This is a genomic window from Kitasatospora sp. NPDC096140 (genome assembly GCF_040303045.1).
Classification (GTDB): Bacteria; Actinomycetota; Actinomycetes; order Streptomycetales; family Streptomycetaceae; genus Kitasatospora.
Map to the genome: position 1 here is coordinate 162,440 of NZ_JBEOUW010000003.1, position 24,249 is coordinate 186,688.

25 protein-coding genes, 1 tRNA gene and 1 other RNA gene are annotated in these 24,249 nt (G+C 73.0%); 16 read left to right on the forward strand and 11 right to left on the reverse strand.

Annotation, left to right across the window (positions count from 1 at the left end; translation table 11 throughout):
- The first annotated feature begins 54 nt into the window (after positions 1-54).
- Positions 55-852, forward strand: coding sequence for a VOC family protein (locus ABT048_RS04080; protein WP_350519738.1), 798 nt, complete (start codon positions 55-57; stop codon positions 850-852).
- Positions 853-895: 43 nt separating this feature from the next.
- Positions 896-1,408 (forward strand): DinB family protein, encoded by a 513-nt coding sequence (locus ABT048_RS04085; RefSeq protein WP_350519739.1) that lies wholly within the window; start codon positions 896-898, stop codon positions 1,406-1,408.
- Positions 1,409-1,536: 128 nt separating this feature from the next.
- Here ABT048_RS04085 and ABT048_RS04090 read toward each other — a convergent pair whose 3' ends face one another.
- Positions 1,537-2,301, reverse strand: a complete 765-nt coding sequence (locus ABT048_RS04090; RefSeq protein WP_350519740.1) for an ArsR/SmtB family transcription factor — start codon at positions 2,299-2,301, stop codon at positions 1,537-1,539.
- A 64-nt stretch (positions 2,302-2,365) separates the two neighbouring features.
- On the opposite strand from ABT048_RS04090, the gene ABT048_RS04095 reads away from it, so the two are divergent.
- Positions 2,366-3,820: a hypothetical protein gene (locus ABT048_RS04095; RefSeq protein WP_350519741.1), complete on the forward strand. Its 1,455-nt coding sequence runs from the start codon at positions 2,366-2,368 to the stop codon at positions 3,818-3,820.
- Between the two features lie 107 nt (positions 3,821-3,927).
- Positions 3,928-4,722 carry an isocitrate lyase/PEP mutase family protein gene (locus ABT048_RS04100; protein WP_350519742.1) on the forward strand — a complete coding sequence of 265 codons (795 nt, stop codon included), beginning with the start codon at positions 3,928-3,930 and terminating at the stop codon, positions 4,720-4,722.
- 58 nt (positions 4,723-4,780) lie between these two features.
- On the opposite strand, the gene ABT048_RS04105 is transcribed toward ABT048_RS04100, so the two are convergent.
- On the reverse strand, positions 4,781-5,566 hold the full coding sequence (locus ABT048_RS04105) for a TetR/AcrR family transcriptional regulator (RefSeq protein WP_350519743.1): 786 nt from the start codon (positions 5,564-5,566) through the stop codon (positions 4,781-4,783).
- A 290-nt stretch (positions 5,567-5,856) separates the two neighbouring features.
- On the opposite strand from ABT048_RS04105, the gene ABT048_RS04110 reads away from it, so the two are divergent.
- Both ABT048_RS04110 and ABT048_RS04115 read left to right on the forward strand, forming a co-directional pair.
- Positions 5,857-7,383, forward strand: coding sequence for an MFS transporter (locus ABT048_RS04110; protein WP_350519744.1), 1,527 nt, complete (start codon positions 5,857-5,859; stop codon positions 7,381-7,383).
- Between the two features lie 157 nt (positions 7,384-7,540).
- Positions 7,541-8,251: a helix-turn-helix domain-containing protein gene (locus ABT048_RS04115; protein ID WP_350519745.1), complete on the forward strand. Its 711-nt coding sequence runs from the start codon at positions 7,541-7,543 to the stop codon at positions 8,249-8,251.
- A gap of 30 nt (positions 8,252-8,281) precedes the next feature.
- Here ABT048_RS04115 and ABT048_RS04120 read toward each other — a convergent pair whose 3' ends face one another.
- The 4 genes from ABT048_RS04120 to ABT048_RS04135 form a co-directional block, all read right to left on the reverse strand.
- The gene (locus tag ABT048_RS04120; protein ID WP_350519746.1) at positions 8,282-8,686 is read right to left on the reverse strand and encodes a VOC family protein; all 405 of its coding nucleotides are present in this window, start codon (positions 8,684-8,686) and stop codon (positions 8,282-8,284) included.
- A gap of 150 nt (positions 8,687-8,836) precedes the next feature.
- Positions 8,837-9,151 carry a hypothetical protein gene (locus tag ABT048_RS04125; RefSeq protein ID WP_350519747.1) on the reverse strand — a complete coding sequence of 105 codons (315 nt, stop codon included), beginning with the start codon at positions 9,149-9,151 and terminating at the stop codon, positions 8,837-8,839.
- 165 nt (positions 9,152-9,316) lie between these two features.
- A complete protein-coding gene (locus ABT048_RS04130; RefSeq protein WP_350519748.1) occupies positions 9,317-10,519 on the reverse strand; it encodes a hypothetical protein in 1,203 nt (400 codons plus the stop codon).
- Positions 10,520-10,620: 101 nt separating this feature from the next.
- Positions 10,621-11,550: an NAD-dependent epimerase/dehydratase family protein gene (locus ABT048_RS04135; RefSeq protein WP_350519749.1), complete on the reverse strand. Its 930-nt coding sequence runs from the start codon at positions 11,548-11,550 to the stop codon at positions 10,621-10,623.
- A gap of 120 nt (positions 11,551-11,670) precedes the next feature.
- Here ABT048_RS04135 and ABT048_RS04140 point away from each other — a divergent pair, with 120 nt between their 5' ends.
- Positions 11,671-12,642, forward strand: coding sequence for a GlxA family transcriptional regulator (locus ABT048_RS04140; protein WP_350519750.1), 972 nt, complete (start codon positions 11,671-11,673; stop codon positions 12,640-12,642).
- A gap of 244 nt (positions 12,643-12,886) precedes the next feature.
- On the opposite strand, the gene ABT048_RS04145 is transcribed toward ABT048_RS04140, so the two are convergent.
- Both ABT048_RS04145 and ABT048_RS04150 read right to left on the reverse strand, forming a co-directional pair.
- Positions 12,887-13,291, reverse strand: coding sequence for a carboxymuconolactone decarboxylase family protein (locus ABT048_RS04145; RefSeq protein ID WP_350519751.1), 405 nt, complete (start codon positions 13,289-13,291; stop codon positions 12,887-12,889).
- Positions 13,288-13,953 (reverse strand): class II aldolase/adducin family protein, encoded by a 666-nt coding sequence (locus tag ABT048_RS04150; RefSeq protein WP_350519752.1) that lies wholly within the window; start codon positions 13,951-13,953, stop codon positions 13,288-13,290. Before ABT048_RS04150 ends, ABT048_RS04145 begins: the two co-directional genes overlap by 4 nt.
- A gap of 141 nt (positions 13,954-14,094) precedes the next feature.
- On the opposite strand from ABT048_RS04150, the gene ABT048_RS04155 reads away from it, so the two are divergent.
- Positions 14,095-14,478: a MerR family transcriptional regulator gene (locus tag ABT048_RS04155; protein WP_350519753.1), complete on the forward strand. Its 384-nt coding sequence runs from the start codon at positions 14,095-14,097 to the stop codon at positions 14,476-14,478.
- Between the two features lie 179 nt (positions 14,479-14,657).
- Here ABT048_RS04155 and ABT048_RS04160 read toward each other — a convergent pair whose 3' ends face one another.
- Both ABT048_RS04160 and ABT048_RS04165 read right to left on the reverse strand, forming a co-directional pair.
- On the reverse strand, positions 14,658-16,187 hold the full coding sequence (locus ABT048_RS04160) for a serine hydrolase domain-containing protein (RefSeq protein ID WP_350519754.1): 1,530 nt from the start codon (positions 16,185-16,187) through the stop codon (positions 14,658-14,660).
- A gap of 88 nt (positions 16,188-16,275) precedes the next feature.
- Complete coding sequence (locus ABT048_RS04165; protein ID WP_350519755.1) at positions 16,276-16,905, reverse strand: TetR/AcrR family transcriptional regulator; 630 nt, start codon at positions 16,903-16,905, stop codon at positions 16,276-16,278.
- Positions 16,906-17,016: 111 nt separating this feature from the next.
- On the opposite strand from ABT048_RS04165, the gene ABT048_RS04170 reads away from it, so the two are divergent.
- From ABT048_RS04170 to ABT048_RS04180, 3 genes are all read left to right on the forward strand, one after another.
- Positions 17,017-17,679, forward strand: a complete 663-nt coding sequence (locus tag ABT048_RS04170) for a hypothetical protein (protein ID WP_350519756.1) — start codon at positions 17,017-17,019, stop codon at positions 17,677-17,679.
- Positions 17,680-18,233: 554 nt separating this feature from the next.
- Positions 18,234-18,698 carry an excisionase family DNA-binding protein gene (locus ABT048_RS04175; RefSeq protein ID WP_350519757.1) on the forward strand — a complete coding sequence of 155 codons (465 nt, stop codon included), beginning with the start codon at positions 18,234-18,236 and terminating at the stop codon, positions 18,696-18,698.
- Between the two features lies 1 nt (position 18,699).
- Positions 18,700-19,266 (forward strand): PIN domain-containing protein, encoded by a 567-nt coding sequence (locus tag ABT048_RS04180; protein WP_350519758.1) that lies wholly within the window; start codon positions 18,700-18,702, stop codon positions 19,264-19,266.
- 220 nt (positions 19,267-19,486) lie between these two features.
- Here the strand turns inward: ABT048_RS04180 and ABT048_RS04185 are convergent.
- Positions 19,487-19,571: transfer RNA gene (locus ABT048_RS04185), tRNA-Ser, on the reverse strand.
- A 108-nt stretch (positions 19,572-19,679) separates the two neighbouring features.
- On the opposite strand from ABT048_RS04185, the gene ffs reads away from it, so the two are divergent.
- From ffs to ABT048_RS04210, 5 genes are all read left to right on the forward strand, one after another.
- Positions 19,680-19,776, forward strand: an RNA gene (gene ffs, locus ABT048_RS04190) — signal recognition particle sRNA small type.
- Between the two features lie 78 nt (positions 19,777-19,854).
- A complete protein-coding gene (locus tag ABT048_RS04195; RefSeq protein ID WP_350519759.1) occupies positions 19,855-22,038 on the forward strand; it encodes a DNA polymerase III subunit gamma and tau in 2,184 nt (727 codons plus the stop codon).
- Positions 22,039-22,229: 191 nt separating this feature from the next.
- Positions 22,230-22,568: a YbaB/EbfC family nucleoid-associated protein gene (locus ABT048_RS04200; RefSeq protein ID WP_148644036.1), complete on the forward strand. Its 339-nt coding sequence runs from the start codon at positions 22,230-22,232 to the stop codon at positions 22,566-22,568.
- 258 nt (positions 22,569-22,826) lie between these two features.
- Positions 22,827-23,426, forward strand: coding sequence for a recombination mediator RecR (gene recR, locus ABT048_RS04205; protein WP_218198914.1), 600 nt, complete (start codon positions 22,827-22,829; stop codon positions 23,424-23,426).
- Positions 23,419-24,081 (forward strand): DUF5063 domain-containing protein, encoded by a 663-nt coding sequence (locus tag ABT048_RS04210; protein ID WP_350519760.1) that lies wholly within the window; start codon positions 23,419-23,421, stop codon positions 24,079-24,081. Before recR ends, ABT048_RS04210 begins: the two co-directional genes overlap by 8 nt.
- Positions 24,082-24,249: the final 168 nt, after the last annotated feature.

Below are 24,249 nucleotides of genomic sequence, written 5' to 3' on the forward strand. Positions count from 1 at the left end.
GGGCCGGCGTGCGTCTTCCGGCGTGCGCTCTTCGCCGCACACGAAGGCAGAGATATGGCTGCGCTACCTGAGGGCACACCCTGTTGGGCCGACGCGATGTTCACCGACCTGGAGGGCGCGAAGGCCTTCTACGGCGACGTGCTGGGCTGGACCTTCGGCGAGAGCTCGTCGGAGTTCGGCAACTACACGCAGGCGTACTCGGACGGCAAGGCGGTCGCCGCGGTCGTCCCGCCGATGCCCGGCCAGGAGGCCCAGTCCGCCTGGTGCCTGTACCTCGCCTCGCCGGACGCCGGAGCCACCGCCGCGCGGATCCGCGCCAACGGCGGTGAGGTCGTCATGGGCCCGATGCAGATCGGCGACTTCGGCACCATGGTGATCGCCAAGGACCCGGGCGGCGTCGTGTTCGGCGTGTGGCAGGCCGGGCGCCACGAGGGCTTCCAGAAGCAGGGCGAGCCCGGGGCGTACAGCTGGGCCGAACTGGTGACCCGCGAGCCCGCGAAGGCGGACGCCTTCTTCCCGGCGGTCTTCCCGTACGGCGTGAAGAAGATGGACTCCGAGGAGTTCGACTACCGGATGTTCCAGGTCGGCGGCCGGCCGGTGCTCGGCCGGATGGGCGCAGAGGGCGACTTCCTGCCGCCCGAGGCGCCCTCGTACGTCAGCGTCTACTTCGCCGTGGACGACACCGACGCCGCGATCGAGCGGCTGACGGCGCGCGGCGGCAAGGTGTACTTCGGGCCGATGGACAGCCCGTTCGGCCGGTTCGCGGCGGTCGGCGACCCGCAGGGTGCGGCGTTCGGGCTGATCGACCTCGGGCGGACGAGCGGCGAGCAGCCGAACACGGTGGACGTCTGATGGCGGCGGGCCGGCCGGGGGAGCGCTCGCCGGGGTGCGTGGGATGAGCGAGCGCGAGGACTTCGTCGAGACGCTCGACAAGCACCGCGAGCTGCTGCGCCGCACCGTCCGCGACCTCACCGACGCGCAGGCGGCCGAGCGCACCACGGCCAGCGAACTCTGCCTGGGCGGTCTGATCAAGCACGTGGCGGCGGTCGAGGCGCGCTGGGCGCGGTTCATGACCGGCGGCGCGGAGGCGATGCGGGCCGGGGGCGAGGACCCGGGCCGGGCCGGCGGTGCCGAGGCGTGGGCGGACCAGTTCCGGATGGCGGAGGGCGAGACACTGGCCGGACTGCTCGCCGAGTACGAGCGGGTGGCGCGCGGGACGGACGAGCTGGTCCGCACCGCGCCAAACCTCGACCTCGCCCACCCGCTGCCGCCGGCTCCGTGGTTCGAGCCGGGAGCGACCTGGTCGCTCCGGCGGGTGCTGCTGCACATCGTCGCCGAGACTGCGCAGCACGCCGGGCACGCCGACATCATCCGGGAGTCGCTGGACGGGGCGAAGTCGATGGGGTGAGGCCTGAGGGTGCTGAGGGCGCTGAGGGCGCTGAGGGCGCTGAGAGCGCCGCCGTGCTGCCGCAGGAGGGGGCGATCGAGAAGCGCCCAACGGCGGGGTGTTCACAGCGGCCGGAGTAATGCGCCGGCTCAGGGGACGTCGACGCCGAGCAGTTCACGCAGTGCCCGGCCGCCGTCCGGAGTGACCCGCAGGGCCCGGCCGGAGCCGATCCGCTCGACCCAGGCGCGGTCCAGGGCGGTCCGGCAGAGGGCCGCGCCCAGCGCCCCGCCGAGGTGGCTGCGGCGCTCCGTCCAGTCGAGGCAGCTGCGCACCACCGGGCGGCCGCCTCGGCGGCCCGCGCGCGCCGGCAGCTCGATCGCCTGCGCGGCCAGCCAGTCCCGGCCGCGCTCGGTGACGGCCAGCCCGGCCTCGTCCGCGACCAGGCCGCGCGCGAGCAGCGCGTCGGCGACGGCCACGCCGAGGCGGCCGGCCAGGTGGTCGTAGCAGGTCCGGGCGCGGGCCTCGGCGCTCAGCCGGGTGGCCTCGCCCAGGCTGCGGGGTGCCGAGGTGTCGCGGCCGCCGGATTCGGCGAAGGAGGTCAGGTCCTCCAGCAGCGTCGCCACGGCGGGCGTGGCCAGCCGGACGTAGCGGTGCCGGCCCTGCCGCTCCTCGGCCAGCAGCCCGCCGGCGATCAGCCGCGACAGGTGCTCGCTGGTCGTGGACGGCGCGACGCGCGCGTGTCGGGCCAGCTCGCCGGCCGTCCAGGCGCGGCCGTCGAGCAGGGCGGAGCAGAAGGCGGCGCGAGTGGGGTCGGCGAGCAGGGCGGCGAGGGCGGCGAGCGCCGCGCCGCCGTGGTCGGAGCGCCGGGTCGCGCGGCTGGTCGGCGGAGGGGCGGGGTGCGGTTGCGCGGGCATGCCTCCATGGTCGCTCCGGCACAGTTCGGCGGGGGCCGAAACGAGCCGGGGTCACGATGACGGCATGAGCGAACCGACGGTGATCTCCGGCTCCGCAACCATGACCTTCTCCCGCTACGACGACGTCACGGCGGCCCTGGCCGACCCGGCGCTGGTCCCGCTGCCCGCGGCGCCCGTCGCCCCGGGCGGGCCCGCCGGGGTGGCCCGGCTGCGGGCCGCCGTCGCCCGGTTCAGCTCGGGCGAACCGCACGCCCGGCGTCGGGCGCTGGTGCTCGCCGACCTGGAGCGGCTGGACCCGGCCGCGCTGCGGGTGGCGGCGGCGGGTGGCTTCGAACCGGACGTACGGCTGCGGGTGGTCCGGGTGCTGGCGGCGGCGCTCGGTCTGGCCGATCCGGAGGCCTTGGCGCGGGACATCGTGACGGTCGCCCGGTCGTACTTCGCCGACGCGCCGGACGATCCGGAGGCGGACGCGGCGGTGGGCCGGCTGCTGCCCGCGATGTCGGGCACGGTGTGCGGTCCGGAGGGTGCGTGCGATCCCGAGCGCCCGCACGATCCGGTGGGTGCGGACGGCGGGGAGGCCGTGTGCGGCGCGGACGAGGAGACGGCCGCCAACCGGATCGGGCTGCTCGTCCAGGCCTGCGACGCGACCGCCGCGCTGGTCGAGCGCGTCCGCCGGAACGGGGGCGGACCGGTCGGCGCGCTGCGCGAGGACCCACGGCTGCGCGAGGACCCGCCGGTGCGGGTGATGCGCCGCCTCGCCGCCCGGGCGACCGAGGTCGGCGGGGCCGCCGTACCGGCCGGGACGCACGTGGTGCTGGACGTCGCGGCCGCGCAGGCGCAGGCGCCGGAGGGCGTGCTGCTCACCTTCGGCGCCCCGCCCCGGATCTGCCCGGGCCGGGCGCACGCACTGGCCATCGCGGAGGGCATCGTGTTCGGGGCCTCCGATCCTGCCGACCCGGAGCTGGTGGGCGCCGACTCCGCGAGCCCCGAAGCGGCGGCCGGGCAGGGCCTCGGCAAGGCCGAACTCGCCGCGCTGGTGCCGGAGACGGTCGACCGGGTGCTCGCCCTGGCCGCCACCTGGACGGCCTGGGACGGGCAGCCGATCGTGAACGAGGACGGCCGAACCTACGCGCCGCACAAGGCGGTTCGCCGTGTCACCGACCATCTCGTCGACCACCTGGCCGAGTTGGACGCCCGGCTGGCCGGCGAGCCGACCGAACCCGACCACTGGCACGCCTCCGGCGTCACCACCCCGGCCGACCTCGCTCCGTTCACCGCCGCCGACCTGGACGAGGCCCGCAGCCGGCTCACCCGGCTGGCCGGGATCTGGTCCCGCCGGGTGGCCGCGCTGCCGGACGCCACCCTGGACGACTCGCCGGGCACGGGCTGGAGCTTCCGGCGGATCGTCTGCCACGTCGCGGGGTCCGGGTACTACGCGGACTCGGTGGGGGACCTCGGCCGGTCGGCGGTGGCGGTGGCGGAGGCGGTGGAGACGGCGGAGGCGGTGGGGCGGGTATGACCCCGAGTCGGCTGCACCACGCCGGGCCGCCGCACCACCCCGGGCCGCCGCAGCACCCCGGCGCGGATGAGCACGTACGCACAGCACCCCGGAGAACCGGAGGACACATGAACCACGGAGACCACGCCATGACCCCCTTCGCCGCCCTGCACCACCGCCCCGGCCGCCCCCTGCTGCTCCCGAACGCCTGGGACCACGCCTCCGCCGCCGCCCTCGCCGCCGCGGGCCACGTCGCGATCGGCACCACCAGCCTGGGTGTGGCGGCCGCCGCCGGGCTGCCCGACGGCGCGGCGGCGACCCGCGCGGAGACCGTACGGCTGGCGCGGCGGCTCGGGCGCGACGGTTTCCTGCTCAGCGTCGACGCGGAGTCCGGCTTCAGCGACGACCCGGACGAGGTCGCCGTGCTGGCCGTCGAGTTGGCGGAGGCGGGGGCGGTCGGCATCAACCTTGAGGACGGCCGGGCGGACGGCACGCTGGCGCCGGTCGCCGTCCACGCGGCGAAGGTCGCGGCGGTGAAGGCGGCGGTGCCGGAGCTGTTCGTGAACGCCCGTACCGACACCTACTGGTGTGCGCAGGACGACCCCGAGCCGGAGACCCTCCGGCGCCTGGAGGCGTACCGGCGGGCAGGGGCGGACGGCGTGTTCGTCCCCGGGCTGGCCGAACCGGTGGCGATCGCCCGGGTGGTCGGTGCCGTCGCCGCCCCGCTCAACATCCTCTGGACGCCGAACGGCCCGGGCCTGGCCGAGTTGGCCGCGCTCGGGGTGGCCCGGGTCAGTCTCGGCTCGCTGCTCTACCGCTCCGCGCTGGCGGCGGCGGTGGCCACGGCGGCTGCCGTGGCCGCGGGCGAGCCGGTCGGGCCGGTGCCGGGCTACGCGGAGGTGCAGGCCCTCAACGAGCGCTGATCCGGGGGGAGTCGGCGATCGGCGCCCCGGTGCCGCGCGGTCGGAGCCCGGCTGCCCCTCAGGCCCGACCGGTGCGGTCGGCGGACCGGGCCGCCCAGGAGGCCTCGATCCCGTCCAGGATCAGCCGGACCCCGCTGAGGAAGGCGGTGTCCCGGCCGGCCGCGATCTCCTGGTCGACCTGTGTCGTGTACAGCCGGTGCAGTCGCGGGTGCTCCTTGGTGGCCTCGACGACGGCGGGCAGGAGCTGCTCCATCCACTCCTGCTCCTCCCGGCCGCGCTTGGCGAGCGCGCTCAGCCAGGCGGCCTCCACGGTGGCCGCGCCGATGGTGTAGCCGATGACGACACCCATCGCCTCGTTGGCGTCGGCGAGGTCGAGACCGGACGTCTCCAGCAGCGTCAGAAAGGCCTCGGACAGGCGCATCCAGCTGGGGCCGAAGTAGACCATCCCGACGTCGCCGATCACCGAGACCATCCAGGGGTGGCGCAGGATGACCGCGCGCACGCCCTCGGCGCACCCCTCGACGGCCGTGCGCCAGACCTTCGGGTCGTCCCCGGGGGTGGCGGTGGTCTCCGGCAGCGGGAGCTCGGCGAAGACCTGGTCGACGGCGAGCGCGAGCAGTTCCTCCTTGTTGGCGACGTGGGTGTACAGCGAGGTCGCGCCGGCGTTGAGGCGGGCGCCGAGCTTGCGCATGCTCAGCGCCTCGATGCCGTCGCTGTCCAGGAGGGCGAGGGCCGCGGTCACGATCTGCTCGCGGCTGAGGGCCGGCTGCTCCCGGCGGGGTCGCTGGGGTCGGGTCCACAGCGTCGGGATGCCCGACGTTCCGTCCTCCGGCTTGGCCGCCATCGGGCCCTCCTCGTCACTCGTGATCGCTCGCCGTCGCCCGTCCCGGCTCCGTGGGGTTCAGCATAAGTGGCGCCGTACAGTGTTCGGCGTTGCGTACGATGTTCGGTCTCCGTACAGTGTTCGGAGCGGCGCACACCGTACCCGTGGGGACGGAGGGCGGTGTGCCCGCACGGCTTCCGCCCGCACGACCGCCGCGCGCACCGACTTCCGCGTGCCGATGTCTGCGCGGCCGTACCCGGGAAGTCCGAGCTGTTCGATCGAGACGTCCGAGAGTTTCAAGGGGGAACGCGGTGGAACGGAATCCGCGGCGCTGGTTCATCCTGGTCGTGCTCTGCCTCAGCAGCCTGGTGCTGGTGATCGACAACATGGTGCTCACGGTGTCCATCCCGCCCATCGCGGAGGACCTCGGGGCCGGCGCGCAGGACATCCAGTGGATCATCGACTCGTACATCCTGGTCTTCGCCGGCCTGCTGCTCACCTCGGGCAGCCTCTCCGACCGCTACGGGCGGCGGAAGGTGATGATCGTCGGACTGGCACTGTTCGGCGTCGCCTCCCTGGTCGCGGCCGTCGCCGACAGCCCCGGCCAGCTGATCGCCGGCCGCGTCCTGATGGGCGTCGGCGGCGCGCTCGTCATGCCGAGCACGCTCTCCATCCTGATCACCGTCTTCGACGACGACGAGCGGCCGAAGGCGATCGCGGCCTGGACCGCGGTGGCCATGGTCGGCCTGGTCAGCGGGCCGGTGCTCGGCGGCGCGCTGATCGCGCACTTCTGGTGGGGCGCGGTCTTCCTGCTCAACGTGCCGGTCGCGGCCGTCGCGATCCTCGCGGCGGTGCTGCTGATGCCGGAGTCCAAGGGGCCGTGGCGCCGGCCCGACCTGCCGGGCATGGTGCTGTCCATGGTCGGCATGACGGCGCTGGTCTGGTCGATCATCGTGCTGCCCCGCGACGGCCTCAGCAGTCCGGGCACGCTCGGCGCGCTCGTCGTCGCCGTGGCCGCGCTGGCCGGGTTCGCCGTCCGACAGGTCCGCACCGACGCGCCGATGGTCCCGCTCAAGCTGTTCCGCAACCGGGTGTTCACCGGCGCCAGCCTCTCGCTCGTCCTGCTGACCTTCGCCACCGGCGGACTGATGCTGGTGCTCACCCAGTACCTGCAGTTCGTGCTGGAGTTCTCGCCCACCGACACCGGTCTGGCCTTCATCCCGCTGGCCGTCGCCTCGCTGGTGTTCAACGGGATCGGCGCCGCGCTCGGCAAGAAGGTCCCCGCGCGGGTGCTGACGGCCGTCGGCATGCTCGTCATCGCGGGCGGGTTCGGCCTGCTGGCCACCCTGTCCGTCGGCGACGGCTTCACCAAGGTCGCCCTGGCGATGCTGGTGCTGGGCGTCGGCTCCGGCCTCGGCATGCCGGCCGCCGCCAACGCCCTGATGAGCGCGATCCCCGGCGAGCACGCGGGCGTCGGCTCCGCACTCAACGACACCATCCAGCAGTCCGGCGCCGCGCTCGGCGTCGCCGTCCTCGGAACCGTGCTGTCCAGCACCTACACCGGCGCGATGCCCGACGCCGCCCCCGCCGCCGCGCGCCACGACATCACCGGGGCGCTGGCCGTCGCGGGCTCCACGGGGGACGGCGGGCTGGCGGCGGTCGCCCGCGAGGCGTTCAACACCGCCACCTCCACCACTTTCACGGCGGGCGGCATCGCGGTGGTGGCGGCCGCGGCGCTCACCCTGGTGCTGATGCGCGGGGGCGGCGGGGCGGCCGCTTCCGCCGGGGTGACTGCGGAGCCGGCGGCCGAGGCCGAGGCGGCCGAAGCGGTCGGCTGAGCCTCCGGCTCCCTGTCCGCTCTGATGGCCTCGACGGCCTCGGCTGCCTCGTGCGGCCGGGGCCGTCGGTGTGCGGTCCGTCGGCGTGGGGTCCGTCGGCGTGGGGTCCGTCGGCCGTCCGGGGCGCTCCCTGGCGCGGAGGCGTAGCCTTCGCCCCATGGCCCCCGAGTACGCAGAGCGCACGTCCCGGCTGCCCGGCGCGGTCGTCTGGACGAAGCAGGCCCTGGTCGGGCGTAGGGGTGCCGGCGCCGCCGGGCTCGTGCTGCCCGACGGCTGCATGGACCTGCTGTGGACGGAGGGCCGGCTGCTCGTCGCCGGCCCGGACACCACGGCCTTCCGCCCCGGCCCCGGGCTGCGCGGCCCGTGGGCGGGCGTGCGCTTCCGCCCCGGCGCAGCACCCGCGCTGCTCGGCGTCCCCGCGCACGAGCTGCGGAACCGCAGGGTCGACCTGGCCGACCTGTGGCCCGGTGCCGAGGTCCGGCGGCTCACCGAACGGATCGACGCGGCACCCGACCCGGCCGTCGCGCTGGAGTCCCTGGCCGTGCGCCTGGCAGCCGCGGCACCGCCCGAGGACCCGCAGGTCAGGGCCGTGGTCGCTGCGCTCTCGGCCGGGCGGACCATCGCGGCGACGGCCGAGGCGGTCGGCCTCGGCGCGCGGCAGCTGCACCGACGCTCGCTGGCCGCCTTCGGCTACGGTCCCAAGACGCTCGCCCGCATCCTGCGTCTGCAACGCGCCCTCGCGCTGGCCCGCCGCGGCGTCCCGCTGGCCGACACGGCGGCCCGGACGGGCTACGCGGACCAGGCCCACCTTTCCCGTGACGTACGGGAGTTGGCGGGCGTGCCGGTGACGTCCCTGCTGGGTCCCTAGGGCCCACTCAGGTGGGTTCCCAGGGCCCGCTCATGCCAGCGGCGCGAGCAGGTCCACCCCGTTGCCGTCCGGGTCGTGCACCACGGCGTACCGCTGGCCCCAGAAGGCGTCCCACGGCTTGAGCTCCCCGTGGTACCCGGCGGCGGTCAACTCCTCGTACAGCGCGTCCACGTGGGCGGGGCTCCCGCAGCGGAACGCCAGCGCCGTGCGCCAGCCGCCGGTCGGTGGCTGCCAGGCCGGGTGGAACGAGCGGATGGTGGACTCGGCGTCGAGTACCAGAAGCAGCCCGCCGGGCAACTCGGCCTCGACGTGCGGCTCGTGCTCGACGCCCGCGGGGAACTCGATGCCGAGCCGCCGGTAGAAGGCGATCGACGCGGCCATGTCGGAGACGGCGAGCCCGATGAAGGCGAACTGTGGTGCCGGTGTGCTGGTCATGCCCGCCACGCTAGGCGGCGCAGGTCCACCGGGTCTTGAAGGAATCGGACACCCGTGGGCGCGCTGGAGAGGTGGTCGACCCCCCGCCGGAGATCCAAAAGGCGCCGGGCCCGATCGGTGCTCGATCGGGCCCGGCGCTCACGTGGTGCGTCAGGCGGCCGCGTTGACCTGCTTGACCAGGTCGACTGCGGCCGCGAGGCTGAGGCCGGGAACCGCGCGGCGCAGTTCGCGGATCGCGACGACCTCCTTGGCGCGCGGGTCGATCCCGGCCTGCGCCAGCAGGCCGGTGGCCCACTTCGCCTTCAGCTGCTGCTCGGTGCCGCCCATGCCGTCGAGGACCGACAGGGCGCGCTCCAGACCGGGACGCTCCTCGGCGGTGGCGGCGGCCAGCGCCTCATGCAGGGCGGTGCGGGCGTCGTCCAGCTCGCGCAGGACGATCACATGGGTCTCGCGGGAAGAAAACATGATCAACTCCTTGTATCGGGCAACCTATCAGACTGGCCGTCAGGCGCCCGGAGGCGGCGCACTCCTCGTCCGTGAACGCGGCGAACCGCCCTCCTTGGAAGCGAAGTTGGCCGCCAAGACCCCGTTGCCCGGCCCCGCGCCCCGGCCCGGGTGCGGGTCCGGTGCTCAGCCGCCGCCGTAGGTGGCCTGGGTGACCGCGAAGACGTTGCGTCCGCCCGCGGGCTCCTGCAGCGACCACAGCAGGTCGGGGTCGGTGGTGTCCTCCCAGTAGGACAGGCTCTCGCCGCCGCTGACCCAGGCGAAGGTCGCGGGCCCCGCGGTCGGGGTCCAGTAGTAGAGCTTCTTCTGCCCCGAGGAGTTGAACCACCACCGGCCGTTGTGGGACGCCACGCCGTTGAGTTTGTACCAGGGCAGTTGGAGGGCCTGACCGGCGGTCGTCGTCGCCGCGAACGTCGTCGCCCCGGCCTCGAACGGGAACCGCACCGCCCTCGGCGGGCGGTTGGGGTAGTCGGTGCAGTCCGCCTGGCAGGTGTACTCCGTCATCACGATCGACTTGCTCACCCGGTCGAGGGAGACCGACGACCACACCAGGTCCTTGCCGGGGGGCGTGTGCGAGGTGATCGTGCCGACCTGGGGCAGCACGTAGGCGTAGTTGTGGGCGTAGTAGACCGTGCCGGACTGCCGGCCGATCTGGTCGGCGGTGCCGCCGGAGTCGGTGTTGAGGATCTTCCGCATGTCGAAGACGCGCATGCCGCGCCCGGTGTCGGCGACGTAGAGGTAGTCGCCGTACCAGGAGACGCCGCCGGCGTGGATCGGGATGTCCTTGAAGTCCGGCGCCGCGGCGGTGCCGGTCGGCTCCACCAGGAGGATCTTCCGGTAGGTGTTGGGGTAGGTGGCGTCCCAGTCGGCCAGGGTGATCCGGCTGCGCTGCTGGGCGCCGTTGCAGCCGTCCTTGGTGTACCAGCTCACCAGCACGAGCTGGTGGCCGTCGTAGTTGCCGCTGTTCGCGGTCCCCACGGCGTCCCGGCTCGTCGTGATGCCCTGCGGGAAGCTCTGGCAGTCGGAGTCGTCGCCGTCGTCGAACCGGAAGCCGGTGGACAGGCCGGCCACGGAGAAGGACGAGGGCAGCGCCTGCCGCTGGTGGTTCGCGTTCTCCATCACCGTGTGCACGGCGGAGGTCCCCAGCGTCGAGACGAGCGCCGAGTTCAGCGCGTCGTACCGGTGGTAGTCCGCGGTGAGGGTGTAGTCGGACGCGGGCAGGGCCGTCGGCGCCGCGGCGGCCGCCGCCGGCGACGCGCCCGCGAGGGTCCCGCTGACCAGCAGGCCGGCCGCGAGTAACGCCCGCGCGGCGGTTCTGACGTGACGCAACATCAAAGTGTGCCTCTCCAGGTGAACGGATCAAGGGATCATTCACGCTAGGCACGCATTGAGCATGTCCGCAACACCCGGTGAACGGTGGGCTCCGGCCCTCAGCGGGCGGTGCGTCGGTGCTCGGCGGCCATCTCGTCCAGGACCGCGTGGACCGGCGTGGGAGTCAGGTTCAGGACCGCCGACGTGTTGGCTGCGTCGAGGAGGTTGGGGCGGTCGTACAGGTACAGCATCTCCGGGAACTCGGCCATGACGGAATCCGTCCGGCCGATCTCCTCCAGCGCGGCCCCGGTCATGTGGGTCAGCTCGGGAGCGGGCGCACCGGCCGCCAGTGCCAGGGACGCGGCCAGCTCACGGACCGGGGCCCGGGAGGTGGACGGCGTGTGCCAGGCCCGGCCCCACGACTCCTCGCTCCGGGCCGCCGCGATCAGCGTGCGCGCGGCGTCACCGGTGTAGGTCCAGCTGTGCGGGGCGTCGAGATCCCCCGGGTAGGCGACGGGGGCGCCGCTCAGCACCTGCGCCCCCACCATGAGGGTGAACGGCGAGTAGGCACCCGCACCGAGGTAGTCGCTCGCCCGGACCTCGGTCACCCGCACCCGGCCGGCCTCGTACGCGGCGAGTGCGTCGTGCCACATGTGCGCCCTGACGCGGCCCTTGACGCTGCTGGGCTCCATCGGCAGCTCTTCCGTGACGGGTCCGTCGACCGGCCCGTAGCCGTAGGTGTTGCCGAGCATCACGTAGTCCGACCCGGTGCGTTCCGCAGCCGCCAGCAACGAGGCGGCCAGCGGCGGGAATTCGGACGGCCAGCGGTCGTAGGCCGGCATGGCGCAGTTGAACAGGACCGCCGCCCCGCGGGTCAGCTCGGCCAGCCGACCGGTGTCGGTGGCATCCGCGGCCACCCGTTCGATCCGCTCGTGCAGCGGCCCGCCGCCCCGGCGGGTGACGAGCCGGACCCGCTCACCGGCGTCCGCCAACAGCTGCGCCGCGGCCGCTCCGGTGGCTCCGGCTCCCACGATGACGTTCAAGGACACGCTGGTACTCCCTGGTCGATGGTCCACGAGAAGGGGCGGACCGCCCCGGCTGCTCCACCCTCCACCGCGGGCGATTCGTAAAGTAGTGGCCCGAATGCCAAACATCCGGAGGTTCGGGCCGTGCACCGCGTCGCCGTCATCGCTGTCCCCCCTGCCACCACCTTCGACCTGTCCATCCCCGAGCTGGTCCTCGGCGAGACGGTCGTCGACGGCCGCCCCGGCTACCGGGTCCGGGTCTGCACCGCACGTCCCGGCTTCGTCGCCACCAGCGGCAGTCTGCAGGTCACCGTCCCCCACGGGCTGGAGGCCGTCGACGACGCCGACACCGTCATCGTGACCGGGACCGGGGCCCGTGAGGACGTCGACCCGCGCGTCCTCGCCGCCCTGCACCGTGCGTCTGCCGCGGGCAAACGCGTCGCCTCCATCTGCACCGGAGCATTCGTCCTCGCCCGGGCCGGACTGCTCGACGGGCGGAGCGCCACCACCTACTGGGCCAAGTCCGAGGAGTTCTCCGCGCGCTTCCCGTCGGTCCGGCTGCGGCCCGACGTGCTGTACGTCGAGGACGGCAACGTGCTGACCTCCGCCGGGCTGTCCGCCGGCATCGACCTGTGCCTGCACCTGGTGCGCACCGACTACGGCGCCGCGACGGCCAACGCGGTCGCCAGGCTGGTGGTGGCGGCGCCGGTGCGGCCCGGCGGGCAGACGCAGTTCATCGCGACCCCGCTGCCACCCGAGACGGGCACCTCGCTGGCCGTGACCCGGGCCTGGGCGCTCGACCGCCTGCACGAACCGCTCACCCGTACCGACCTCGCCGCCCACGCGGCGACCAGCGTCCGCACCCTGACCCGCAGGTTCCACGAGGAGACCGGCCTGAGCCCGCTGCAGTGGCTCCTCCACCAGCGCGTGATCCGGGCCCAGGAACTCCTGGAGACGACCGACCTGCCGATGGACCGGGTCGCCCGGCTCAGCGGCCTCGCCACCCCCGACTCCCTGCGTCACCACGTGTTCCGGCGCACCGGCCTGACCCCCACCGCCTACCGCGCCGCCTTCACCCACGGCCCCCGCCGAGGTGGTGCCCCGGGCCCGGGCTGAGCCCCGATCCGGCCGCGGCCGACAACGCGGCCGACAACGCGGCCGGAGAGCCGGGACGGAGCCGGGTGGGAGAGCCGGGACGGAGAGCCGGGCCGGACGATGACGAGGGCCCCGATCGGCGAACCGGTCGGGGCCTTCGGGAGGACGCGGATGCGAGGTTCGTACTGGCTCATCGGCAGACGTGCCACCAGCTCCGGCCTGCGGGCGGGGAGTTCACGCGTCCTGCGTCGCCCGTGTGCGGTGGTCAGCCGTCCTGGCCGTGGTCGTCCGGCAGGAGCTCGACGATGATCTCGATGCCGAGCGCGTAGGCCGGCGTGCCCGAGGTGATGAGTGCGGTCTCCGCGACTCCGATGAGGTCGGCGATTCCGGCGCCCGCGTGGAGTGCTCCCCGGGCGTGGATCCGGGCCGGTTCCGCCCGGCCGAGGGACAGCAACTGTCCGAAGTGGACCAGCTGTTGCACTCGACCGCCGAGTGGGCTGTCGGCCAGCACGATGTGGCGCAGGGCCGTGAACGCCTCCTCGGTGGAGAGCCGCCCGAAGGCCTGGGCCACCCGCAGACGGTCCTCCACCGCAGGAGGGACGGCTCCGAGCGTTGTGCGGTAGCGCTCCCGCAGGGCTTCGGAACGCTCGGCGAAGGTGTGGTCGGTCATGACGAGACCCGTGCGATCGAGGCCCGGACGGCCTCCAGGGCGCCCTCGGGGAAGTCCACGGCCCCGCCGATCGCGGCAGCGGCGATCTCGGCCTCGGCGCTCTCCTCGATCGCCACCACGAGGTGGCCGGCGGCCGCCGCGTCCGGGCCGAACACCAGCAGCCCGTGGTTGGCCAGGAGGACCGCGGACGTCGTCGGGCGTCGCTCCAGGACGTCGGCGATGCCCCGGACCGACACGTCCGACCCGCGCGGCCCCCAGGGCACCACCGGTACTTCCTCGGGCTGTCCGAAGCGGAGCATCGGCTCGGTGCGGCACGGCAGCGGCCGGTGGGCCACCGCGAAGGCGGTCGCGGAGGGCGAATGGGTGTGGATGATCGCGCCCACGTGCGGGCGGGCGCGGTAGACGGCGCTGTGCATGGTGATGATCTCGGCGCTGACGGAGCGCAGTTCTCCCTCCAGGACCTGCCCGTCGAGACCGATGGTCGCCAGCTGGTGGGGCTCCAGGTCGCGGACGAACCCCGGGGTCAGCAGGAAGCGGTCGGCGTCGAGCCGGACACTCAGGTTGGCGTGCCCGGAGTGTGACATCACCCCGGCCACGAAGAGCTGCCGGGCGGCTTCGACGAGCTGGTGGGCCAGGCTCTTCACTTCGGGCGCGTCGGTCATCTCGGCATCTCCAATTCCCTGTCGGCGGCGGCCGGTTCGCCGCCGCTGCACGTGTCGCCCACTCTGTGACTTGAACTAAGGTTCAAGTCAAGCCTCGGCCCGGTACGACGGGACGACGACAGGGGAGAGGAGCGGCGGAGCATGCGCATGACGATCGGCCGGCTCGCCGAGATGACCGACGTTCCGGCGTCGGCCATCCGGTTCTGGGAGCGCCACGGCCTGCTGCCGGCGCCCGAGCGCGAGAGCGGGCAGCGGCGTTATCCGCCGCAGGCTGCGGAGCGGATCGTGCTGCTGCGCAAGTTCCAGCAGGCCGGGCTGAGCCTGGCCGAGGTCAGGGAGTTCCAGCAGGACCAGCCGCGCCGGCAGGCGATGATCCGCGCCAAGGTCGCCGAGATCGAGCAGCGCATGGTCGATCTCGACCACGCCCACCAGCTCCTGACCCACGCCCTCCAGTGCGGCGAGACGGACATCGTCAGCTGCCCGACCTTCCGGGAGCAGATGGCGACGTGGAGCCCGTCCGGCTGACGTCGTCGACGGCACCGGGCGCATCGGCGCCTGCTCCGGTTGTCCGGGGTGGTGGGCCGGAGGGGCGTGCAAGGCCGCCCGGCGGCCGGCTGCTCCTCGACGGGTGGGGCGGGACGGCGAAGGCCCGGACCGTACGCGAGACGGTCCGGGCCTTCGATCATCGCGGAGGGTGTGTGGGGTCAGGCCGTCCTGGCGGTGGCGCGGACGCCGAAGTGGACGTAGCGGGTGCCGTCGGGGAGGGCGTAGAAGACGACGGGGATCCAGGCGTCCTTGTCGTTGCGGCGGCCGGCGAAGACGGTCTTGGCGGGGGTGTCGGAGACGGGGGTGAGGTGCCAGACGAGCGGGTCGAAGGTGCCGGCGAGGCCTTCGACACCTTCGTAGCGCAGGTTCAGTACGCCGTCGCCGCCGTCGCCGCTGTCGCCGCCGGCAGGGGCGGTGATCGTCATGAGGAAGCCCTCGCGCTTGTAGCGGCCGATGAAGGGCTCGGTGTCGACGGTCGGGGGGTTGTCGCCCGGCCCGAACGCGGGCATCGCGACTCCGGCGAGTTCGGCGCTCAGTTCGCGGCAGAGGGCCTCGTGGACCTTCGGTGCGGCGCCTCCGCCGTTGGTGAGCAGGGCGATGGCGAGGCCCTTCTCGGGGATGGCCCGCAGGTAGGCGAGCTGGCCGAAGGTGCTGCCGTCGTGGCCGAAGCCGCGGGCGCCGTCCCACTCGAACAGGCCCCAGCCGAGGCCCCAGTGGGCGCCGAGGAACCACTGGTCGGGCATCTCGACCTCACGCGTGAGCATCGCCTCCACCGCCGCGGCGGAGAGCACCCGGATGCCGTCGGGCGCGGTTCCGCCGTCGATGAACATCCGGGCGAAGCGGACCACGTCGGCCGCCGTGGCGCTGATGCCGCCGTACGGTCCGGCGGAGCGCGGCAGCATGTTCCACAGCGGGGTGGGCACCGGGTCCTCGCCGGGCTCGCCCATGTGCCCCATCGCGGCGCGGAAGCGCAGCACCTCCTCGGGCAGCGTCATGGTGTGCCGGAGCCCGAGCGGCTCGCAGATGAGCTCCCTGAGCGCCTCGTCCCAGGTCAGGCCGGTGATCACCTCCACGATCCGGCCGAGGACGTTGTAGGCGGTGCTGGAGTAGGACATGGTGGCGCCGGGCGGGTTGGTGAGGCCGACGTCGCGCGTGCCGTCGACGTAGCGGGCCAGGCAGTCGTCGCCGCGGCCCGTGTCGTTGACGTAGTCGCCCTCGATCCCGCTGGTGTGGTTGAGCAGTTGACGCGGCGTGATGGTGCGGGCGGCCTCGGCGTCGGCGAGCGCGAATTCCGGCAGGACGGTGACGACCGGCCGGTCCAGGTCGAGCTTGCCGGCGTCGGCGAGGGCCAGGATCAGAGCGGCGGTGTAGCCCTTGCTGACCGAGCCGATCTGGAAGACGGAGTCGGTGGTGGTCTCGACCCCGGTGCCGGTGTGCAGGATGCCGCCGGCCAGCTCGTGGATCTCACCGTCGGCGAGGACGGCCAGCGCGGCGCCGGGGACGCGGTGGGTGGCGAGCAGTTCGTCGAGCCGGCGCTGCCAGCGGGCGGTGTCGAACGCCCGCGCGGCACCCGTCCTGCCCAGTGCCCGGTCGACGGCCCGTGCGGCCTCCCGGTTGGTGCGGTCCACGAGCTTCGCGACCTCGCGGTCGACGCTGTCCGAGAACTCCTTGTACACGTCCTTCGACACGGTTTCCCTCCCCGGTGACAGGTGGCGCGATGGTGCCCCACCTTTTCGAACATCGTTTGAAACGATCTCGAAGTGATCCCGGTTCCCGTCATTCGAGGACGGCCGCGAAGCCGGCGCAGAGCAGGTGGACGCTCTGCGCGAACTTCTCGTCCTGGCTCAGGCGCGGGATCAGCGGGCCCATGATCAGCGGGAACTGCTCGCACAACTCGGCGTAGAGCTCGGCGGTGACGGTCGGCGGGGTGGCGGGCTGGTTCTGCTCCTGGAGGACGAAGCCGGTGACGTGGCTGAGCAGGATGTCGGCGGCGATGCCGCAGTGGCCGGCGGGCAGGCCGGCGTCGAGGAGGGTGCGCAGGAGGCGCTCCATCAGGGACAGGGCGCCGGTGCTGAGCATGCCCGGGCTCTCGGCGAGGAGTTGCGCGCCGCCGGCGTGCTGCTTGATGCTCAGGCGCAGCGCGGTGGCCTGGGCCTCGATGCGGTCCTGCCAGGTGGCGTCGGGCGGGAGGGCGGCGAGGGCTTCGGTGCCGGTGTCGTGGGCCCGGCGGCAGACGCGGTCGGCCATCAGGGCGAGCAGCTCGTCCTTGCTGCGCACGTGGTAGTAGAGGCTGCCCGCGTGGGCGTCGAGGCGGTCGGCGACCTGGCGCATGGACAGGTTCTGGTAGCCGACCTCGGCGAAGACGGCCATGCCCGCGTCGACGATGCGGTCCTTGGTGAGCTTCATGCGATCCACCGTACAACGCTTTTCCAACACCGTTCGAAAACTGTGCTAGCTTTGCGCCATCAGGTTTTCGAACGGCGTTGGAAAGCGCTGTAACCGGGGGGAGGGGCCGACATGGGGGCGATCGTCTTCAACGTGACCACGGCCGCGCTGATGGTCATGATGGTCAACTGCGGGCTCGGCGTGGTCGGCCGCGACACCCTGCGCGGACGGCCGCTCCCGTGGGCGGCGATCGCCCTGACCGCGGTCGCCGTCGGCGGCGTGCTGCTCCAGCTGGTCTGGTCCGGTGCCATGGACGCGCTGGACGCCGACCCCGCCAGGTCCGGCTGGTGGCGCGAGTTCACCTCGGTGTTCATGCAGAACGGCGGCCTCTTCGGCGGCCTGTGGAACCTCGTCACCCTCGCCGCCGTCGCCGCACTCGCCCAGTGGTACTGGGGCGGCCCGCTCACCCTCGCCTTCTTCCTCACGGGCATCCTGCTGCCCGGGCGCCTCGACACCCTGCTCGGCCTCGGCGACGGCCCCAGCACCGACCCCCGCAACTTCGCCGGCAGCTCCGGCGCCACCTACTTCCTCGGCGCCACCCTCGCCCTCGCCTTCCTCACCCGCACCCGCCTGCCCAAGGAGATCGCCCTGGCGGCCGGCGTCCCGGCGCTCGGCCTCGCGATGTGGATCGCCCAGGACAACGGCCACGGGCTCGTCTCCGTCTACGGATTCGCCCTCGGCGGAGCGGTCTGGGCGGCCCGCCGCCTGGTCCGCCCCGCCGGAGAGGCAGCCTGACCCGCACCGCTGCGGCCGCCCGCGACACGACGGGAAACCCCGACCGGTTTCCCGTCCCGGATCGCCGGGCGGCCTCGGAGCCCCCGGCGGACGGCATCCCTCGAACACGACGAAGGCCCCGACCGGCGAACCGGTCGGGGCCTTCGTTGAAGGCGGAGGATACGAGATTCGAACTCGTGAGGGGTTGCCCCCAACACGCTTTCCAAGTGCCTCCAATGGTGTCCGCCGGGGTTCGTGGCTGTCCTGACCCGCGTCGGAGTGAACCACTGGGCAGTGGCTGAACCCGGCTGGACGGGGGTGAACGAGACCAGAACTGAGACCAAGCGTGCAGGCGGCCCTTGGGGAGCGTCCGCCCTGTCGCAGGCATCGGTCCGCCCCTCTGGTCCGGCTGCAGCCGGACCAGAGGGGGCGTGGCCCGGGGGTAGCCATCGCTCCCCTGATCGAGTGAACCGACAGTAGCCAGCGGTTCGCCGAATCGTTACCCGGGAAGATGTTGCGAATATTTCGAATACTTCGGATGCTGCGACTACGCTGGGAAGCTAGGAGGTTCGACTATGGCAACCGCCACAGAAGGCCGGAAGATCGCGCCGGGCACCGTCGACGCGCAAAGCGCCGAACGGGCGCTGCGTAGGGTCCGTGACTACCTCGCGCACAACACGGACGCCACCGCAGACATCACCATCGTCGGTGAGGTCGGCTCCGACGATCCTCTCGTGCTGCCGCGCCCCACGGTCGAGATGTTCGCCGCCATGCTCGCTGCCCTGGCGAACGGGCAAGGCGTGCAGATCATGCCAGTCAATGCCATCGTGTCCACCCAGGTCGCCGCCGACATGCTCAACGTTTCCAGGCCCTACCTGATCGGTCTCCTGGAGAAGGGAGACATCCCCTTCGACCGGGTCGGGCGCCATCGGCGCATCAAGTTCAACGATGTCATGGAGTACAAGCGGAGAGACGACCGCGAACGTAAGGACGCAGCCGACTCGCTCACGGCCCTCGACGAGGAGCTGGGGCTGCTCTGACATGGCCTTCATCGTTCTGTACGACTCGAACGTGCTCTACCCGAACACGGTGCGGGATCTGCTCATCCGTCTGGCTCGGCACGGGATCGTCCAAGCCAAGTGGACCGAGCAGATCCTCGACGAGGTGGAAGCTGCACTCCGCCGCAACGACATCGGAGACGACGAGAAGCGTGCGGAGCTGCGGCGCCGCATGAACGCAGCTGTGCGGGACTGCATCGTCACCGGCTACGAGCCTCTGATCGACGGGCTCAAGCTCCCCGATCCGGACGACCGCCACGTCCTCGCGGCGGCGATCAGGGCCGGCGCGCAAGTGATCGTCACCGACAACAGCACGGATTTCCCGTCCGAGTACTTGGCGGAATGGGGCATCGAGCAGAAGACCGCCGACGACTTCGTCATGGACTTGATCGACTTGGACGACCGTGTGGTCTACGGCTGTGTCATGGAGATTGCGGGTAGTCGGCGACGGGAGCCGGTCACGTTCGACGATGTGCTGGGCCAGTTGGAGAGATCTCAACTGATCGGATCAGTGAGCATGCTCCGAAGCGGACCTGTCGAGAGCACCTGACGAGCCAAGTCCACGGGCCCCGGCCAGCAGATGCTGGCCGGGGCCTTCCCGCACTCGCTCACACAGGAGCGGGGCGATGCTTGGCAACTCTGGGGGACAAGCTCCATGTCGCGCACCACGCCGTTGCCCCGGTGGGCCGCCGAGATGGTCGACGGGCGGCTGCGGGGGAAGGGGAAACGACGAAGGCCCGGCCGCTTTCGCGGTCCGGGCCTTCTGCCGGCGGAGGATACGAGATTCGAACTCGTGAGGGGTTGCCCCCAACACGCTTTCCAAGCGTGCGCCCTAGGCCTCTAGGCGAATCCTCCGAGGGAGAGCTTAGTACATGTTTCGGGGTGGTCGCGACCACCTATCCCGCAGGCCGGGGGGTGGGGGTGGCCTGTGGATCGTCGGGCCCGGAATCCGGTAGTGTGGGGGTCAGCCCCTCGTGTGGCGTCATCTCTCTGAACCCCCCCAGGGCCGGAAGGCAGCAAGGGTAGGAGAGCTCTGGCGGGTGCACGAGGGGTCTTTGCGTTCCCCGGGCCCGTGGGCGCGGGGGTCGTGGGGTGCGGGGCGACGCGTTTGTCGGTCCGTCCCGATATCGTCGGTGGTGTGTCCCTAGCCCTGTACCGCCGCTACCGCCCCGAGACCTTCGCGGAGGTCATCGGGCAGGAGCACGTGACCGCTCCGCTCCAGCAGGCCCTGCGCAACAACAGGGTCAACCACGCGTACCTGTTCAGCGGGCCGCGAGGCTGTGGCAAGACGACGAGTGCGCGCATCCTGGCCCGCTGTCTCAACTGCGAGCAGGGGCCGACGCCCACGCCCTGCGGGGAGTGCCAGTCCTGCCGGGACCTCGCGACCGGCGGGCCCGGCTCGATCGACGTGATCGAGATCGACGCCGCCTCGCACGGTGGTGTGGACGACGCGCGCGAGCTGCGTGAGCGGGCCTTCTTCGCGCCGGTGCACAGCCGGTACAAGATCTTCATCCTGGACGAGGCGCACATGGTGACCTCGGCCGGCTTCAACGCGCTGCTCAAGGTGGTCGAGGAGCCGCCGGAGCACCTCAAGTTCATCTTCGCGACCACGGAGCCGGAGAAGGTCATCGGGACGATCCGGTCCCGGACGCACCACTACCCGTTCCGGCTGGTCCCGCCCGGCACGCTGCGCGACTACCTCACGGAGGTCTGCGGCCGCGAGGGCATCCAGGTCGAGGACTCGGTGTTCCCGCTGGTGGTCCGGGCCGGGGCGGGCTCGGTGCGTGACTCGATGTCGGTCATGGACCAGCTGCTGGCCGGGGCCGCCGAGGGCGGCGTGACGTACCAGATGGCGACCGCACTGCTCGGGTACACCGACTCCGCGCTGCTGGACGAGGTGGTGGACGCCTTCGCCGCGCACGACGGGGCGACGGTGTTCCAGGTGATCGACCGGGTGGTCGAGGGCGGACACGACCCGCGCCGCTTCGTCACCGACCTGCTGGAGCGGCTGCGCGACCTGGTGATCCTGGCCACCGTGCCGGACGCCGGGGAGAAGGGGCTGATCGACGCCCCGGCCGACCGGGTCGCGGTGATGCAGGCACAGGCCGACGCGTTCGGCGCGGCCGAGCTGAGCCGGGCCGCGGACATCGTCAACACCGGGCTCACCGAGATGCGCGGCAACGCGGCGCCGAGGCTGCAGCTGGAGCTGATCTGCGCCCGGGTGATGCTGCCCGGCGCGTACAGCGACGAGCTGTCGCTGCAGGCGCGCCTGGACAAGCTGGAGCGGCGCGCGACGGCGGGCGGGTTCGCCGCGCCGATGGCGGTGCCGGGATCGGTACCCGTGGCGGCTCCGCCGGGCGTGCCGGCGGGCGTGCCGGTGGCCGTACCCGCTGCCGCGCCCGCTGCGGCGCCCGCGATGGAGGCGCCGGTGGCGGCTCCCGTGCAGGCCGCGCCCGTGGCGCCGGTGCAGGCTCCGCCGCCCGCGGCCGCGCCCGCCGCGCCCGCCGGGCCCGCGCCCGGGGCGTGGCCGATCCCGCGCAGCTTCCCGCCCGCCGGTGGCGGCGCCCCCGTCCAGGCCCCCGCCGCGCCGGTGGCTCCCGCCGCGCCGCAGCCGCAGGCCGCGCCGGTCCCGGCTCCGGCCGCTGCTCCGGTGCCCGCGCCGGCCCCCGCCCCCGCGGCGGTTCCCGGCGGGCAGCCGTCGGCCTCCGCACAGCAGGGCGCGGCGCAGGTCCGGCAGCTGTGGCCGCAGATCCTGGAGGCGGTGAAGAACCGCCGCCGCTTCACCTGGATCCTGCTCAGCCAGAACGGCCAGGTGGCCGGGTTCGACGGCAGTGTGCTCCAGGTGTCGTTCATCAACGCCGGCGCCCGGGACAGCTTCGTCGGCAGCAACAGCGATGACGTGCTGCGCGCCGCGCTGGCCGACGCGCTCGGCGTGGACTGGCGGATCGAGTGCATCGTCGACCCGTCCGGCGGCGCCGGGGCCGCCCCGAGCGGTGGTGCTCCCGGGGGCGCCCAGGGCGGTGGGGGCTGGGGAGCCCCGGCTCGTCCCGCCGCCTCCGCGCCGGCCGTGACGGCGCCCGCTCCGGCGCCCGTGGCGGCGCCCGCGCCGGTGCAGGCTCCGCCCGTGCAGTCGGCTCCCGTGCAGGCCCCGCCGCCCGCCGCGGCTCCGCCGATCCGCCCGGTGCAGTCGGTGGCCCCGGAGGACGACATCCCGGAGGAGGACGACCCTGACCTCAACGAGGAGGCGTTCTCCGGCCAGGAGCTGATCATCCGCGAGCTGGGTGCGACGGTGCTGGAGGAGATCCACCACCGGGGCGGCTGAGCCGCCGGGCACCCGGGCCGCCGAGACGGCCGAGCCGCCGAAGCAGCCGGGCCGCCGAGACGGCCGAGTCGCCGAAGCAGCCGGGCCGCGGGGGCATCCGAGCCGTCGAGGCACCCGAGCAGGACGCAGCACGTAGGCTCGGCGGTGACGTACGACGCACCGCAGACAGCCGTGACAGCAAGGAGAGAGCCGTGTTCCCCGGTGGTGGCCAGCCCAACATGCAGCAGCTGCTGAAGCAGGCGCAGAAGATGCAGCAGGATCTCGCGAAGGCCCAGCAGGAGCTGGCCGAGGCGAAGGTGAACGGTTCGGCGGGCGGCGGCCTGGTCGAGGCGACGGTGACCGGCGCCGGTGAGCTGGTGGCGCTGACCATCGCCCCGGCCGCGGTCGACCCGGAGGACACCGAGACCCTGGCCGACCTGATCCTGGCTGCGGTCCGGGACGCGAACCAGACGGCGCAGAAGATGCAGGCCGAGCGCATGGGCCCGCTGACCCAGGGCCTCGGCGGCGGCATCCCCGGTCTGCCGTTCTGAGCCCATTGCTCCGAGCCCACTGCTCCGAGCCCGCGGACTCCGAGCCCGCGGACTCCGGGCTCACCGCTCCGGGCTCACCGCTCCGAGCCTGCCGTTCCGGCCCCGCTGCTCTGAGTGACCGGGCCGGAAGGGTCTGAAGTTCAGACGACAGACCCATGTGATTTATGTGGGAGTCGGGCGTCGGGCGCTGTGTCCGACGCCCGATTCGTTGGATGATGGCACCGGAGCACCACCGACCATCCGAAGGAAGGCGCGACGTTGTACGAGGGCGTGGTTCAGGACCTGATCGACGAACTGGGCAGGCTGCCCGGCGTCGGGCCCAAGAGCGCCCAGCGGATCGCCTTCCACGTGCTGCAGGCCGACCCGACGGACGTGCGCCGACTCGCGCACGCGCTGCTGGAGGTCAAGGACAAGGTCCGCTTCTGCGCGGTCTGCGGCAACGTCGCGGAGGCCGAGCAGTGCCGGGTCTGTCTGGACCCCCGCCGCGACCTCGCCGTCATCTGCGTGGTCGAGGAGCCCAAGGACGTCGTCGCCATCGAGCGCACCCGTGAGTTCCGCGGCCGCTACCACGTGCTGGGCGGCGCGATCAGCCCCATCGAGGGCGTCGGCCCGGACGACCTGCGCATCCGCGAGCTGCTGTCGCGCCTCGCGGACGGCACGGTCACCGAGCTGATCCTGGCCACCGACCCCAACCTGGAGGGGGAGGCGACCGCCACCTACCTGGCCCGGCTCTGCAAGCCGATGGGCCTGAAGGTGACCCGTCTGGCGAGCGGCCTGCCCGTCGGCGGGGATCTGGAGTACGCGGACGAGGTCACCCTCGGCCGCGCCTTCGAAGGGAGACGACTGCTCGATGTCTGACCGGACGATCAACCAGCAGCACACCCACGCCCACGGCTCGGAGCCGGACGACTTCGCCGTGCAGATCGCCGACTCGGTGGAGAGCTTCGTGCTCGCCGTCACCGAGGTCGCCAAGGGCGACGAGCCGGGCAGCGCGGTCTCGCTGCTGCTCCTGGAGGTCTCGCAGCTGCTGCTGGCCGGCGGCCGGCTGGGCGCCATCGAGGACGTCGTCCCGGAGGACCGCTTCGAGCCCGACGCCGGTCCGGAGCCGGACGGCGAGCAGCTGCGCGAGCGGCTGGCCGAGCTGCTCGCGCCGATCGACGTCTACCACGAGGTCTTCGACCCGTACGGCCCGCCGGAGAAGCCCAACGCCTTCCGGATCTCGGACGACCTGGCCGGTGTGGTCAGCGAGCTCCAGCACGGGCTGACGCACTACCGCGAGGGCCGGGTCAGCGAGGCGCTGTGGTGGTGGCAGTTCTCGTACCTCTCCAACTGGGGCACGACCTGCACCGCGGTGTTGCGGGCGTTGCAGTCGTTGATCGCGCACGTCCGGCTGGACAGCCCGATGGGCGCCGCGCTCGACGGCGCGGACACCGACGACGACGGGCTCACCGACGAGCAGCTGGAGCAGCAGGCGGGCGACCTGATGGCGGCCGAGCTGGGGCTCCAGCGCTGAACCGGTGAGGCGCTGAACCGGTGCGGCCGCGAGCCGAGCGGACGGAAGGGCCCGGCCGGGGCGTGCGGCGTCGACTGTGACGAATGCCTCAGCGATCCGCCCGGAAAGGAAATCCGGCCGGATCGCCGTCCGCGGATCCGCCGTTTCTCCGGGCCCGTACCGAATCGC

Excerpts from the sequence above, each read along its gene's own strand:
- ABT048_RS04080 (WP_350519738.1), top strand. The coding sequence starts at position 55 with ATGGCTGCGCTACCTGAGGGCACACCCTGTTGGGCCGACGCGATGTTC.
- ABT048_RS04085 (WP_350519739.1), top strand. The coding sequence starts at position 896 with ATGAGCGAGCGCGAGGACTTCGTCGAGACGCTCGACAAGCACCGCGAG.
- ABT048_RS04090 (WP_350519740.1), bottom strand. The coding sequence starts at position 2,301 with ATGCCCGCGCAACCGCACCCCGCCCCTCCGCCGACCAGCCGCGCGACC.
- ABT048_RS04095 (WP_350519741.1), top strand. The coding sequence starts at position 2,366 with ATGAGCGAACCGACGGTGATCTCCGGCTCCGCAACCATGACCTTCTCC.
- ABT048_RS04100 (WP_350519742.1), top strand. The coding sequence starts at position 3,928 with ATGAACCACGGAGACCACGCCATGACCCCCTTCGCCGCCCTGCACCAC.
- ABT048_RS04105 (WP_350519743.1), bottom strand. The coding sequence starts at position 5,566 with ATGGCGGCCAAGCCGGAGGACGGAACGTCGGGCATCCCGACGCTGTGG.
- ABT048_RS04115 (WP_350519745.1), top strand. The coding sequence starts at position 7,541 with ATGGCCCCCGAGTACGCAGAGCGCACGTCCCGGCTGCCCGGCGCGGTC.
- ABT048_RS04120 (WP_350519746.1), bottom strand. The coding sequence starts at position 8,686 with ATGACCAGCACACCGGCACCACAGTTCGCCTTCATCGGGCTCGCCGTC.
- ABT048_RS04125 (WP_350519747.1), bottom strand. The coding sequence starts at position 9,151 with ATGTTTTCTTCCCGCGAGACCCATGTGATCGTCCTGCGCGAGCTGGAC.
- ABT048_RS04145 (WP_350519751.1), bottom strand. The coding sequence starts at position 13,291 with ATGACCGACCACACCTTCGCCGAGCGTTCCGAAGCCCTGCGGGAGCGC.
- ABT048_RS04150 (WP_350519752.1), bottom strand. The coding sequence starts at position 13,953 with ATGACCGACGCGCCCGAAGTGAAGAGCCTGGCCCACCAGCTCGTCGAA.
- ABT048_RS04155 (WP_350519753.1), top strand. The coding sequence starts at position 14,095 with ATGCGCATGACGATCGGCCGGCTCGCCGAGATGACCGACGTTCCGGCG.
- ABT048_RS04165 (WP_350519755.1), bottom strand. The coding sequence starts at position 16,905 with ATGAAGCTCACCAAGGACCGCATCGTCGACGCGGGCATGGCCGTCTTC.
- ABT048_RS04170 (WP_350519756.1), top strand. The coding sequence starts at position 17,017 with ATGGGGGCGATCGTCTTCAACGTGACCACGGCCGCGCTGATGGTCATG.
- ABT048_RS04175 (WP_350519757.1), top strand. The coding sequence starts at position 18,234 with ATGGCAACCGCCACAGAAGGCCGGAAGATCGCGCCGGGCACCGTCGAC.
- ABT048_RS04180 (WP_350519758.1), top strand. The coding sequence starts at position 18,700 with ATGGCCTTCATCGTTCTGTACGACTCGAACGTGCTCTACCCGAACACG.
- ABT048_RS04210 (WP_350519760.1), top strand. The coding sequence starts at position 23,419 with ATGTCTGACCGGACGATCAACCAGCAGCACACCCACGCCCACGGCTCG.